Origin of the sequence: Mycetocola miduiensis (assembly GCF_900115155.1) — a bacterium.
Classification (GTDB): Bacteria; Actinomycetota; Actinomycetes; order Actinomycetales; family Microbacteriaceae; genus Mycetocola_A; species Mycetocola_A miduiensis.
Genome location: NZ_FOVM01000006.1, coordinates 108,582 through 122,164 on the forward strand (window position 1 = coordinate 108,582; position 13,583 = coordinate 122,164).

The following is a 13,583-nucleotide window of genomic DNA, read 5'->3' on the forward strand; positions in this document are numbered from 1 at the left end:
CGGCCGCCCGGATCGGCAGCGCTAGCGACCGAAGGCGAGGGCCGCGCGAACTCAACCCTGCCGAAACCTCCTCCGCTTCAGTCGCTTCGCTCCTTCAAGCGAGCGGAGACGGCGCAACCCACCGCTCCCTCCACACCAGCCTCCGCCTCATCGTTATGGCCGGGCTCGTCGCGCTGATGACGCGGCCGGCCACACGGCATCCGCCTCGGGTCATCACGGCGGCGAGCATGGCTGCCTCCGTGGCGTTGATGGCGGGGGCGCTCTCGGTCTGACCCGCGAATGCATCATTTCCGGTCGAGGGCATCAGGTGCGCCGGGTGTTTTAGTCCGGAACTGATGACTTGGCGAACGAATAGCCCTTGGCTTCGCTTCGCTCCAGCCAGCGGGGGCCCGCCAGCGGAAGGAGGGAGGGCAGCGCGGCGGGTGCCGGGAGGGGCTACTTCTTCTTGCGGTTCAGGAACCGCTGCATCCGCTCGAACTTCGCCTCCGATTCGAACAGCACCGCCTGGGCGAGCGTGTCGATGACCGGATGCGCGTCGCGTGGCGCATGAAAAGCAGCCTTGGTCAGCCGAACCGCGAGCGGGTCCTGCGAACTGATGCGCTCGACGAGAGCGGATGCCGCAGCATCCAGTTCTGAGGACGGCACCAGTTCGCTGATCAACCCGTATCGAAGGGACTCTTCGCCGGTCAGCATCCGGCCGGCCAGCAGCACCTGTTTGGCGACGGACTCGCCCACGAGCTCCCGCAGCCGCCAGGTGCCGCCCGCGGCCGCCATGATGCCGAGGCCGGTCTCGGGGTTGCCCATCCGCAGTTCCGGCGTCCCGATCCTAAAGTCGGCCGCATAGGCCAGCTCCGCCCCGCCACCCAGGGCGTACCCGTCGAGCACCGCGATCACTGGCATCGGCAGGCGTGCGATCCGCTCGAAGACGCTCGAGTTGATGCCGGCGAGGGCGTCCTCACGCCGACGTTCCCGCAGCTGGGCGATGTCCGCCCCCGAGGCGAACACGCCTGCACGCCCCGACGCCGCATCGCCCGGCGTCCCGGACAGAACCAGGATCTTCGGAGTCCGCTCGAGATATGCGCACACGGCGTGCAGTTCGTCGACCATCGCCTGGTCGATCGCATTCCGAACATCCGGCCGGTTCAGGCGCACGTCCAGCCGGTTCTCCTGCTCCGTGACCAGCAGCGTCGCGAACTCGGCGTCGAGACTCATGCTCACACCCCTTCGAGGAGCAGTGAGGTGCCCTGGCCGACCCCGACGCACATCGTGGCGAGGCCGAGGTTTCGCCCGGTGCCGCCCTCACGTTCGAGACGGCCGAGCAGTGTCACGGCGAGTCGAGAGCCCGACGAGCCGAGCGGATGCCCCAGCGAAATCGCGCCGCCATCGCGGTTCGTGATCTCCGAGTCGATCCCGAGCTCACGCATGCAGGCGAGGGACTGCGACGCGAACGCCTCATTGAGTTCGACGGCGACGAGGTCATCGACCGTGAGCCCCTGGCGTTCGAGCACCTTGCGACTCGCGGGCACCGGTCCGATGCCCATCGTCTCGGGGGACACACCGGCTGAAGCACCATCGAGGATACGGGCGCGGGGCGACAGCCCGTATCGCTCGATGGCACGTTCTGAGACGACGAGAACAGCGGATGCCCCGTCGTTGAGTGTGGAGGCGTTGCCTGCGGTGACAACGCTGCCGCCCTTGACCACGGGCCGAAGCCCGGCGAGCACGTCCTGCGTCGTCCCCGCGCGGGGGCCCTCGTCTGTATCGAAGACGACCGGGTCGCCCTTCTTCTGCGGCACCGACACCGGCACGATCTCGTCGGCGAAGTGCCCGGCGACGAGCGCTGCGATCGCCCGCTCATGCGACTGCACCGCGAAAGCATCCGCGTCTTCGCGGGAGATCCCGTAGACCCGCGCCACTTCTTCCGCCGTCTCGGGCATGGAGTACGTCATCTTTCCATTGTGTGAGAGCTCCCCGGAGAGGAATGCAGGGTTCGTGAACCGCCACCCGATCGAGGTATCGAAGGATGCCCCAGGCCCGGCATACGCCTTCGCCGGTTTCTCCATCACCCAGGGCGCGCGCGACATCGACTCGACACCGCCGGCGACGACGATGTCTGCCGCCCCGGCCTTGATCATGTGGCTGGCCATGATGATCGCACTCATGCCGGAGGCGCAGAGGCGGTTCACCGTGATGCCGGGCACAGAGTCGGGGAAGCCGCCCAGCAGCCAGGCCATCCGGGCGACGTTCCGGTTCTCTTCACCGGCACCGTTCGCGTTGCCGAGAATGACCTCGTCGACGAGGGCGGGGTCGATGCCGGCGCGTTCGATCACCGTTCGCACCGTCAGGGCCGCGAGATCGTCTGGTCGCACGCTGCTCAGCGCTCCGCCGTAACGGCCGACCGGGGTTCGTGCCCCACCTACGAGAAATGCTTCAGTCATCCGTCTCTCCTGAATTCCTTTGCCGTTGCGAAGGCCGGCGCGAAAGCGTCCTGGGCCTGGCATCGCAGGATTGTCTTTCCGTTGCCGGACGGGTCGGCAAGCGTCTCCTGGGCAGCCGCGGCGTCGTCGAGGGTGAAGCTATTCTGCACGACGGGCAGCGCCTCCGGATGCTTCTGCAGCAGACTCACGACGGCCTCAAGGTCGGCGGGGTCGCCGATCCAGGTGCCCGCGATGGTGAGCTGTTTGCCGAAGATCTGCCGCAGGTCAGTTTCGACCGAGTAGCCGGTGGTCACGCCGCAGAAGGCGAGGTGGCCGCGCACCGCGAGCATCCGCAGGCTGTCGTTCCAGGTCGCCGAACCGACGTGGTCGAGGACGAGGTCGACGCCACGGCCGCCGGTGACGGCCCGCACCCGCTTCACCAGGTCATCACCGCGCACGAGGATGTCTCCCGAGAAACCGCTCGAGGAAAGCCACAGCGCCTTCTCTTCAGAGCCGACGATCGCGACCACATGGGCACCGAGCGCCTCAGCGATCTTGACCGCCGCGTTGCCGAGGCCTCCGGTGGCACCCCAGATCACCGCGACCTTGCCGGCGGTGAGCCCGCCTTTCACGACGAGGGCGTTCCAGGCGGTGATGTATGAAACTGGAACCGCAGCCCAGCTCAGAGGGGCGTCCGCACCGACCGACACGACTGAGCCCGCCGGTACCGCGATCTGCTCGGCGTAGCCACCGTCGTATGAGTACCCCATGATCTCGAAACGACGGCAGGCCGACGGATGCCCCGCCTGGCAGAAGTCGCAGGTACCGCACGAACGCCCGGGGTAGACGAGTACCCGCTCACCGAGCAGGTCGGCAGCGACTCCTTCGCCGAGCGCGATGACCTCGCCGAGCACATCCGTGCCAGGAACGCGGGGGAGCGACAGCGAATCGCCCGTGTCACCCTGCTGCAGCCACAGATCGAGATGGTTGAGCCCGGCGGCGAGAACGTTCAGCACCACCTCGCCTGGGGCGGCCACCGGCTCGGGCCGCTCACGCGACACAATCGGTTCTCCGTGATTCTCCTGTACCTGCGCTCTCATCGGATGCTCCCTCTACGGTCCTCGAATCGCTTCAGTTTGGCGCGGTGCCCGTGCCCGGTGAGCTCCCGCAACCCGTCACGCTCGACGAGTTCGACACCGATGGCGACGCCAGTCTTCTGTTTGAGTAACTGGGCCAACTCCTCGCGGAGCCGGTCGGAATCGCCGGCACCGTCGACCCGCTCGACCATGATCGTCATCTCGTCACGGGCCGGCTTGCCGTCGGGCTGGACGCGCTCGACGTAGCAGTAGTACTCGCCGTTGATACCGGGGTGGCCGCTGATGATCTTGCCGCAGGCCTCGGGCCACACGTTCACGCCGCGCAGTTTGACCATGGTGTCGCTGCGGCCCTGAAAGTAGTCGAGCTTCTTGTGCCAACTGCCGCAGGCGCACTGGGCGAGTTCGTAGCTGGCTGAGATGTCCTGGATGTTGTACCGCAGCTGCGAGGTGCCGGTCTTGTACAGCGCCGTCACGACGATGTTTCCCTTGTGCCCAGGCGGCAACGGCTCCCCGGTCTCGAAGTCGACGATTTCGATGATGAACGCGTCTTCGAAGATGTGCAGGCCGTCCTTCGCCTCACACTCGGCAGCGACGTACTGCACTTCGTGGAACGCGTAGGAGTCGTAGGTCGGCACACCGAACGCCTCCTCGACGGCCTTCGTGTCGCCGAACGACAGGATGGTCTTGAAGTTGAAGTCCTTGGCCGGGTCGAGTCCCATCCGCCTGGCGGTGTCGGCGATGTGGAGAAGGTAGTCCGAGGTTGCGGTGATCGAGGCCGCCCCGTAGAGCCGGGCGAATTCGATCTGCTTCTCGGTCGGCGTCACGTTGCCGGTGCTCGTTGTGATCGGAATCGCCCCGAGCCACTGCCACAGCGCGTGGTCCATGATCCACGCCGCGTTGTGCGTGGAGTACGCCCAGGCGTTGATCACGGCATCGCCCGGGCGCACGCCCTGCATGTAGAAGGTGCGGGCCGAGAGGATCGCGCCGACCTCCCGGTCCCACTGGCTGTAGATCGTGGGCCGCGGGGTTCCGGTTGTGCCACCGCTCGTGTAGAGGCGCAGGGGAGTGTGGGCGCCATCCTCGAGGCCCAGCCCCTGGTAGTCACCCATCGGCGGTTTGCGCTCGATGCTGTCCCGGATGTCGTCGATCGTGTAGCTCGGCATCCGCTTGAGATCGTCAAGCGAACGGATGTCTGACGGGGTGAACCCGTTCTCGCTCCAGAGTTTCTGGTAGAACGGCACCTCGCTGGCCCGCTGCACGGCGGCTTGCAGGCGGGCCAGCTGCACCTCGGCGATCCGCTCCGGCGACCACAGGCGAGCGCCGGTCATGAACTCGAACGGCGGTTCGTACTCGGCCGTCAGATGTTTCCAGTCCAGGGTCTCGTGGTAGTACGGGGGTCGGATCTGTTCGCGCATTGTTTGGTGCTTCTTTCTTGTGGTGCCGGGCGGTGCTGAGCCTGCTAGTGCAGCGGCAGGAAGTTCAGCGCAAGAATCCAGATGATGCCCACGATGATGAGGATCGGCAGGCAGTACCCCATGAAGTCGCGCACGCGGAGTTTGGTGCCCACGGCGAGGATCGGGAAGTACAGCAACGCCCAGAACGGCTGGATCAGGTTCGTCCAGATGTCACCGTAGGTGATGGCCATGACGGTCATGGTGTTGTCGATGCCGAACGCCTCACCCGCGGGGATGAAGAACGGCGCCGTGGCGACGAACTGCGAGCCTGCCGACGGTACGAACATGTTGAGCACACCGGTGATGAGGAAGGTGATGGTGAGGTAGGTCTCCGGGGTCGCGATGCTGACCAGTCCGTCGGTCAGCACACCGGCGAGGCCGGTGAGCGCGAAGATCGAGGCGATGCCGCCGTAGATCGGGAACTGCAGCATGATCGACCCGGTCGACACGAGGTTCCGCGAGAACGATGCGGCGTACGCGATGGCGTTCTTCTGCACCAGGAAACCGATCACCAGCGCGACGAACGCGACGGTGTTGAGGTTGAGGCCCGAGAGACCGTTCTCCCAGAAGAAGTAGATGAGGTAGCCGAGACCGAGCAGCCCGATGAAGAGGATGGGGATGCGGCTGCGGTTGATCTTGTCAGCGAAGGTGTTCCTGCCGCCCATCGGGTCAGCGTCGATCACGGTGTCCGCGTCGGTGTCCACGTCGCGCTGAGGGGCGGATGCGATGGCCAGGTCCGCGTACGAGACGATGTTCTTCTTGTTGCGGGCGATGAAGTAGAACGTGATGGTCGTTGCGAGCACGATGGCGGCCGCCGAGACGAGGTTCATGATCGAGAACGTGGTGTCCTCGAGCCCGATGAGCCCGCCGACGAGTTCGGTGAGCGGGCCCTCCGACGCGACGAACAGGGGGATGGTGCCCGAGATGCCGGTCAGTGAGATCACGAAGGAGGAGTACGCGATGGCCGAGATCAGGCGGAAGTCGACGGTGTTCATCTCCTTCGCGACCGCCCGTGCGAAGATCGCCGTGACGACCGGGCCGATGTACCAGCCGGCGAACGAGACGAGCGCACCGACGACACCGGTCATGATGTACGCCATCTGCGGCGTCTTGATCTTGCGAGCGAGCCACACGATGCCCTGCTGCACCTTCGGAGTGTCGACGAGCACGAGTGCTGCCGCGTAGGTGAAGGCCAGCTGGAAGGCGAAGGTGAAGAGCATCGGGATGCCGACGAACCAGGAGTCCATGATCTTTCCCGGCCCCGAGTCGGTGAAGATGAGCGCCAGGATCATGGCGATCACCGTCAGGACGAGGGCGAAGATCAGGGAGTCGGGAAAGTACTTCGCATACCAGGTGGCGACCTTCTCAGAGGCCGACTCCTTTACACGCAGCTGTGTCGTCGTTGACATGGGTGCTCCAGTTTCAAGTGGGAGGAACGGTGACGGATGGTTGGTGGCATTGAGCCCGCAGCAACGCTAACGGCGGCCGAGTTGGCGCTTCAAGCTGTGGCTGCGGAACGGTGTTCCGCCTGCCGGAAGGCCCAACCACGCCGCGCTTGATAGCATCGGACCCGTGGCCGGCCAACCGATTGAAGCGCTCGCTCGAGGGTTGCGAATCCTCGAGGTCCTGTCGAGCGCGAACGGCGCGATGGGCAACGGCCAACTGTCCCGGGCGACCGGTCTTCCGCCGTCGACGGTGTCGCGGCTCACCGACAGCCTCGTGCAGCTGGGATACCTCAAGGTCAGCCCGGATTCGGGCGCGTACCAGCTGACGCCGAAGAACCTGCGGCTCGGTTACCCCGTGCTCGCGAACCTGCCGATCGCCGGACGGGCGCAGCAGGCGATCGACGAACTCGGGGAGCGCTCGGGCATGACCGCCGCTATCGCCGTACGCGATGACCTGCACATGTCGTTCCTCGCGGTGCGCCGTCCGCGCAAGTCGCGTGCCGTACCTCTCGCGGTGGGCGGGCGACTTCCGATCTCCGTTTCGGCGGCGGGCATCGCCTTCCTGCGCTCGATGAACGAGCCCGCCCGTTCACGCGTGACGAACGCCATCCGCTCCGACCTGCAGCGTCGGGGCCAGCCGGTCGACGAATTCGAGCGTCGCCTGGCCGAACCGGCGCAACACCTGCACGTCAGCCTGGGCGGCTGGAACTCGGAGGTAGGCGGCGTCGCGACGGCGTTCCGCGCGGGAGGCGAGCTCTATGCCGTCAGCCTCATCGCACGCAGCGACGAGCTGACCGATTTCGACCCGGACGGCGAGCTGGCGCAACTGCTGATCGGAACGGCCGACCAGCTCGCCGACTAGGTTCTGCCGCTCTTACTCGCCGCGGAACTGCGGCGCGCGCTTCTCCGTGAACGCGCGGAGCCCCTCCTCCTTGTCGGAGGTGGAGAACAGGATGTGCAGCGCCTTGCGTTCCAGCGCCATCGCGGTCTCGAGCGAGGCGTCCGCACCGAGCTGGATGACCTCCTTGATCTGCTCGACCGCAAGACCCGGCAGTGCAGCAATGCTGGTCGCCATGTCGATTGCCGTGCGCTCGACATCCGCGTCGGCCACGACCTGCGAGACGAGGCCTATCTCGTAGCCTTCCCGGGCGCTGATGGCGTCACCGGTAAGGCACAGCCGCATCGCGTGGAACTTGCCGACGGCACGCAGCAGCCGCTGGGTTCCGCCGGCGCCCGGGAGAATGCCGAGTCGCACCTCGGGCTGGCCGAGTTTCACGCTCTCGCCGGCGATGATGATGTCGGTGTTCATCGCCAATTCAAGCCCGCCGCCGAGGGCATGGCCGTTCACGGCGGCGATGACCGGGCGGGAGAACCGGCCGACCGCCGCCCACAGGCGCTCGGTGTGCCGCTGGTACATCTCAACACTCGAGACGCCGATCATGCTCTTCACGTCGGCGCCCGCCGCGAAAGCCCGGCCGGTTCCGGTCAGCACGACGGCGCGAACGGAGGCGTCGTCTTCGAGTTCGAGAAACAGCGCAGCGAGGCGACGACGCAGTGGCATCGAGAGCGCGTTGTGAGCCTCGGGCCGGTTGATGCGCACGAGGGCGACTCCAGGTGCCGGGTGCTCGAGCAGGACCTGCTCAACGGCCTGAGCATCCTCGGCGGTCAAGTCGCCGCTTCCGGTGATCGTCATGTCAACGCGTCTCGGCTTCAGCGCCGAACTGGGGGCGACGCTTCTCGACGATGGACGCGCGGCCCTCACGCACATCCGGGCCGTTGAAGCCCATGAACTCAAGCGCGAGGGAGGTGTCGAAGGCGGGCCCAGCCATCCGCAGCCAGTTGTTGAGTGAGTACTTTGTCCAGCGCAGCGCGGTCTTCGATCCACGGTTCAGCTTGCGCGCGACTTCGAGGGCTTTCTCCTGCACCTCGGGTCCGTCGACGGTGAGTGAGACGAGTCCCATCCGTTCGGCCTCTTCACCGGTAACCGTCTCGCAGAGCATGAGGTGGTACTTGGCCTTCGCCATGCCGCAGAGCAGCGGCCAGATGATGGCGGCGTGATCGCCGGCGACGACGCCCAGGCGGGTGTGGCCATCGATGATGCGGGCATCCTTCGCGGCGATGGAGATGTCTGCGAGGAGTCCGGCGGCGAGTCCGGCGCCGACGGCCGGACCCTCCATTGCCGAAACGATGGGTTTCTCGCAGTTGATGACGCCGTAGACCAGGTCGCGAGCCTCTTTCCACACCCGCGTGAGCGTGTCGAAGTTCTCGGACATGTCCTTCACGAGGTCGAGGTCGCCGCCGGCCGAGAATGCGCCGTCGGAGCCGGTGAGGATGACGACGTTGACGTCGGGGTCAGCGTCGATGTCGCGCCAGATCTTCGCCAGCTCGGTGTGCATGCCTGCGTGGGCGGCGTTGAGCCGTCCGGGGCTGTGCATCGTCACACGGAGGATGCCGTCCTCGACCATTTCGGTGAGGAGGTGTTCGTAGGAGTCGTAGGCAGACATCGCTGTCCCTTTCATTTGGTGCGGCGGTGAGATTCGTTCAGGAAAAATCGGGGGTGAGTGCCGAGAGGCCAGCGGTCGCACGTCGACGCAGCCAGGCGCTGGTCGTGTACCGCTGGTCGGCGCTGGTCGCGTACATGCCGCTGAGAATCGTGGCGATGGTCTGGAGGCCGACCCGGTCGCCCCATTCGAGCGGGCCGTACGGGTACCGAAGGCCGAGCTTCACGGCGGTGTCGATGTCGCCCGGTGTTGCGATGCCACGCTGCGCGATCTCGCTCGCGAGGTTCACGACGGCGGCGAGGAGGCGTTGGGCGATGAAGCCGGGCGAATCACGGATGACCTCGACGTCGCCGAGTGCCGTGAGTTGGGCGGTCAGCGCTGTGACGTGCTCACTCGAGACCCCTGGACCGACCATCAGAATCTGCACCGGGGCATCCGCGAGAAAGAAATCGATGCCGACCGTCCGTTTCGGGTCGATGCCGAGTGCCTGCGCGGTGTGCGAGCAGTCGTTTCCGAGAGGTGCGATGAGGATCAGGTCTGCGTCTTCGCGGGGGACCGTCCGGATGCCGGCACGCTCGCACAGCTCAGCGAGCCGGCCGTTGTGATCTCCGGCCACGGCAACCGTTACCGCTCCGCTCTCGAGCCGCGCGGCATCCGTCGTCGTGGTTTCGGTCGTGTAGTCGTAGAAGCCGCGTCCGGACTTGCGCCCGAGCAGGCCGGCGTCGTGGAGGTAGCGGTGGTACCAGGTGGAGCGCAGGCGAGCGTCGCCGAAATTGTGCTCGAAGAGGTTCGCCGAGACCGGGTAGTTCACGTCGAGCCCGGTGAGGTCCATGAGTTCGAACGGGCCGAGCGCGAAGCCGAGGTTCTCTTTCGCGATCCGGTCGATTTGTTCGATGGTTGCGATGCCGTCCTGGAGGATGGCCAGCGCCTCGGTGACGTAGGCGCGACCGGCGAGGTTCACGAGGAAGCCGGGGGAGTCGAGCACGGTGACGCCGGTCTTGCCGATGCTGTCCACGAACTGGCGCGCCCGGCCAAGAATCCGGTCCGACGTGTATGGGCTGGGAACGATCTCGACCAGGGCCATGGCGGGGACCGGGTTGAAGAAGTGCAGGCCGATCAGCCGCTCGCGGCTCGTGAGTTCGCTGCAGATCGATGCGATCGAGAGCGACGAGGTGTTGCTGGCGAGGATGGCATCCGGTGCCACGACGGATTCAAGCTGAGCGAAGACGCTGCGCTTCACGTCGAGGCGTTCGACGACGGCTTCGATGACGAGTCCGCAGTCGGAGAATGCGTCGATTGACTCAGCGCCGCGGATGCGTGAGATGGTTGCGTCCCGATCTGCGGCGGTGACCCTGCCGCGTGCCACTGCGCGGGCGAGGCTGTCGGAGATCGAAGCGAGTGCAGAGCTGACGGCGTCCTGGTTCATGTCGAACAGGAGCACGTCGTGTCCGGCGGCGGCCGACACCTGTGCGATGCCGCGCCCCATCGCGCCTGCCCCGACAACACCAACGATCATGTGACCCACCCAGTCTGCTGCAGCCGCCATCGCGGCGACCGGTTCCCACACTAGGGAGGCTGCCGCGCCTCAACAACGGATAGCCACGGAAGATCGTTCCGGAGAGCGGAATCGTTTGTTTCTTGCGGGGCAGCCCGGGGCGATTCGACTCACGTCGTATTTATGGCCCGTTGCCCTCGGCGATCTCCCTCCAGACCCCGAGCAGGTGAGCGTGCGAGTGTGCTTCGGCCTCTTTCCGGTCTCCGGACGCGATGGCCCGCGCTAGGACGAGGTGCTGCTCCAGTGTGCCTGGTGCGGGAACGGTCGGATGCAGTCCAAGCTTTGTGCGCCCGGCGAGTTCCTCCGCGATCGGCGTCGCCATCGCGGCCAGCAGCGGGTTGCCCGACGACGTTAGCAGCAGCCCATGGAACGCAATGTCGGCCCCGAGGTACTCCTCGGTCTGTCCGAGACCCTGCTGACCCAAGTCGTTGAGCTGCTCGGCCAAGCGCAGCAACTCCGCGCGCTGAGTGACTGTGGCGCGTTCCGCGGCGAGTGACGCCGCCATCGGCTCGACCGCCACGCGCAGCTCCATCAACGACTCAAGCTGCTGATGGCGGAGAGGTCCGCGCAGGCTCCACTGAATGAGAGACGGATCGAGCGCGTCCCAGTGCTCCCGGGGCTGAACGGTAATTCCGACCCGCCGACGGGCTGCCACCATGCCGATGTTCTCGAGCACGCGGATCGCTTCGCGGATCACGGTGCGAGACGCGGAGTGATCTTGCTCGAGCTGCGCGAGTTTCAGTATGGTCCCGGGCCGAGGGTCCCCCGCCGCGATCCGTCGCCCCAGCTCATTGAGCACGTCTCCATGCATTCCCGTCGCCATCGCCGCTCCCTTGCCGCCGAATCGATACGTATTATCTTAGAGGCTTAATAAGTAGTACCTTTATCGAGGCTCGCGCGACGTCCGCGCAATTTCAGCAAGCGATTCAACGGAGAAACACATGGAAGATTGGACCCAGACCCTGGGCACCGGACCCCTACTGGCCATCGCGGCCGTGGCGGTAGCGCTCATTCTGTTCCTGGTGATCAAGGTCCGACTGCACGCCTTCCTGGTGCTTGTGGTCGTGTCGTTGCTCACCGCAATTGCAACGGGCATTCCCGCGGCAAAGATCGTCAACGACGTCCTGGTCACCTCCTTCGGCGGCACGCTCGGAGCAGTCGCCCTCCTGGTCGGTCTCGGCGCGATCCTCGGACGGATGATCGAATCCTCGGGAGGCGCCCGCGTCGTCGCCGAAAAGATGGTCTCGATCTTCGGTGAGAAGCGCGCGGCCTTCGCGCTCGGCATCACCTCGCTGATCCTCGGCTTCCCGATCTTCTTCGATGCCGGTCTCATCGTGATGCTCCCGATCATGTTCGCCGTTGCCCGGCGCATCGGCGGCAAGAACCTGCTCCTTTACGGGTTCAGCGGCGCGGCCGCATTCTCCGTGATGCACATCTTCCTGCCCCCGCACCCGGGACCGGTCGCCGCTACGGAGTTCTTCGGCGCCAACCTCGGCGTCGTCCTCATCATCGGTCTCATCATCGCGTTCCCGGTCTGGTACATCAGCGGTTACCTGTGGGCCAAGATCGTCAACAAGCGCTACCCGATGATCGTCCCCGAGCTCTTCGGCTTCAAGGACGACGACGAGATCGCCAACCCACCGAAATTCGGCACCGTCGTTGGCATCCTGCTGCTTCCGATGGTGTTGATCCTGATGAACACCGGCCTCGGCGCACTCGCCTCGGCCGGCATCGTGGACTCCTCAGAAATGTGGGTCCAGGCGCTGCAGATGATTGGCACCTCGCCGGTCGCCCTGCTCATCTCTGCCCTGATCGCCCTGCTCGTTCTCGGCAAGGCACGTGGGCAGAACGGCACCGCACTTGAGAAGCTCGTCGACCAGACCCTCGGCTCTGTGGCCTCCGTCATCCTGATCACCGGCGCCGGCGGCATGTTCGGTGGGGTGCTGCGCGCCTCTGGTATCGGTGACGCGCTCGCCGACTCACTCTCGGGCCTCGGTGTGCCGCTGATCTTCGCTGCTTACTTCATCGCCGTCGCGCTTCGCGTCGCGCAAGGTTCGGCGACCGTCGCGCTCGTCACCACCGGTGGCCTCCTCGCGCCCGCTGTGCTCGCCGGCAACTTCGGCCTCATCGACACCGCCGCCATCACCCTGGCCGCCGCAGCGGGTTCGGTGTTCGCCTCGCACGTCAACGACTCCGGCTTCTGGCTGGTCGGTCGCTTGATGAACATGGATGTGAAGACCACGCTGAAGACCTGGACCGTGCAGCAGACGCTCGAATCGGTCGTCGCATTCGTCCTGATCCTCGCGATCTACGCGATCTTCTAATCCGGAGGACCCCATGAGCATGTTCGATATCACCGGTCGTCTGGCGCTCGTCACCGGTTCGTCTCGTGGTCTCGGCCGGTCCCTTGCTGAGGGACTGGCCGAGGCCGGGGCATCCGTCATCCTGCATGGCCGCGACCGCGCGGCCCTCACCGAGACGGCGGATGCCATCGAACGCTCCACCGGGGCACGGCCCGCTTCCGTCTCTTTCGACGTGACGGATGCCGCGGCCGTGAAGGACGCCGTCGGTGAGCTCGTCGCAGAACAAGGGGTACCTGACATCCTCGTAAACAACGCCGGCGTGCAGCGCCGTGCGCCGTTCGAGGAGTTTGCCGTCGAGGACTGGGATGCCATCGTCAGCAGCAACCTGTCCAGTGCGTTCTACGTCTCGCGCTTCATCGTGCCCGGCATGGTCGAGCGTCGCTCCGGCAAGATCGTCAACATCGCCTCGGTTCAGTCAAAGCTGGCGCGACAGACCATCGCCCCGTATTCCGCCTCCAAGGGCGGACTCGCCCTCCTCACCCAGGGAATGGCGGCGGACCTCGCCCGCTACGACATCCAGGTCAACGCCATCTCGCCCGGCTACTTCGCCACCGAGATGAACAAGGCCCTGGTCGAGGACGAGACCTTCAACAACTGGCTCGTCAACCGCACGCCCGCCCACCGCTGGGGGAACTTCAGCGAGCTGCGTGGAACGTTGCTTTACCTCGTCTCGGACGCCTCAAGTTTCGTGTCTGGACAGAACATTTTCGTCGACGGCGGCATGACCGCCGTCGTCTGATCGGAGAACACC

General features: G+C 65.7%; 12 protein-coding genes. 3 read left to right on the forward strand and 9 right to left on the reverse strand.

Annotation, left to right across the window (positions count from 1 at the left end):
- Positions 1-435 precede the first annotated feature (435 nt).
- Genes BM197_RS10985 through BM197_RS11005 form a run of 5 tightly spaced genes read right to left on the reverse strand, consistent with a single transcriptional unit; the run spans position 436 to position 6,377 of the window.
- A complete protein-coding gene (locus tag BM197_RS10985; RefSeq protein ID WP_090711450.1) occupies positions 436-1,212 on the reverse strand; it encodes an enoyl-CoA hydratase/isomerase family protein in 777 nt (258 codons plus the stop codon).
- Between the two features lie 2 nt (positions 1,213-1,214).
- The gene (locus tag BM197_RS10990) at positions 1,215-2,438 is read right to left on the reverse strand and encodes a thiolase family protein (protein WP_090711452.1); all 1,224 of its coding nucleotides are present in this window, start codon (positions 2,436-2,438) and stop codon (positions 1,215-1,217) included.
- Complete coding sequence (locus BM197_RS10995; protein ID WP_090711454.1) at positions 2,435-3,517, reverse strand: zinc-binding dehydrogenase; 1,083 nt, start codon at positions 3,515-3,517, stop codon at positions 2,435-2,437. Before BM197_RS10995 ends, BM197_RS10990 begins: the two co-directional genes overlap by 4 nt.
- On the reverse strand, positions 3,514-4,929 hold the full coding sequence (locus BM197_RS11000; protein WP_090711457.1) for a phenylacetate--CoA ligase family protein: 1,416 nt from the start codon (positions 4,927-4,929) through the stop codon (positions 3,514-3,516). The genes BM197_RS10995 and BM197_RS11000 overlap by 4 nt, the downstream gene beginning before the upstream one ends.
- A gap of 44 nt (positions 4,930-4,973) precedes the next feature.
- On the reverse strand, positions 4,974-6,377 hold the full coding sequence (locus BM197_RS11005) for a TIGR00366 family protein (protein ID WP_090711460.1): 1,404 nt from the start codon (positions 6,375-6,377) through the stop codon (positions 4,974-4,976).
- A gap of 163 nt (positions 6,378-6,540) precedes the next feature.
- On the opposite strand from BM197_RS11005, the gene BM197_RS11010 reads away from it, so the two are divergent.
- Positions 6,541-7,275, forward strand: a complete 735-nt coding sequence (locus tag BM197_RS11010; protein WP_177216811.1) for an IclR family transcriptional regulator — start codon at positions 6,541-6,543, stop codon at positions 7,273-7,275.
- Positions 7,276-7,287: 12 nt separating this feature from the next.
- Here BM197_RS11010 and BM197_RS11015 read toward each other — a convergent pair whose 3' ends face one another.
- The 4 genes from BM197_RS11015 to BM197_RS11030 form a co-directional block, all read right to left on the reverse strand.
- On the reverse strand, positions 7,288-8,106 hold the full coding sequence (locus BM197_RS11015; RefSeq protein WP_090711465.1) for an enoyl-CoA hydratase-related protein: 819 nt from the start codon (positions 8,104-8,106) through the stop codon (positions 7,288-7,290).
- A gap of 1 nt (position 8,107) precedes the next feature.
- Positions 8,108-8,917 (reverse strand): enoyl-CoA hydratase/isomerase family protein, encoded by an 810-nt coding sequence (locus BM197_RS11020; protein ID WP_218151859.1) that lies wholly within the window; start codon positions 8,915-8,917, stop codon positions 8,108-8,110.
- A gap of 37 nt (positions 8,918-8,954) precedes the next feature.
- Complete coding sequence (locus tag BM197_RS11025) at positions 8,955-10,430, reverse strand: 3-hydroxyacyl-CoA dehydrogenase (protein ID WP_177216812.1); 1,476 nt, start codon at positions 10,428-10,430, stop codon at positions 8,955-8,957.
- Between the two features lie 160 nt (positions 10,431-10,590).
- Positions 10,591-11,292: a FadR/GntR family transcriptional regulator gene (locus BM197_RS11030; protein ID WP_090711471.1), complete on the reverse strand. Its 702-nt coding sequence runs from the start codon at positions 11,290-11,292 to the stop codon at positions 10,591-10,593.
- 118 nt (positions 11,293-11,410) lie between these two features.
- Here BM197_RS11030 and BM197_RS11035 point away from each other — a divergent pair, with 118 nt between their 5' ends.
- Complete coding sequence (locus tag BM197_RS11035) at positions 11,411-12,793, forward strand: GntP family permease (protein WP_090711473.1); 1,383 nt, start codon at positions 11,411-11,413, stop codon at positions 12,791-12,793.
- Positions 12,794-12,806: 13 nt separating this feature from the next.
- Entirely contained in the window at positions 12,807-13,571 is a 765-nt protein-coding gene (locus BM197_RS11040) for an SDR family oxidoreductase (protein ID WP_090711475.1), read from the forward strand.
- Positions 13,572-13,583: the final 12 nt, after the last annotated feature.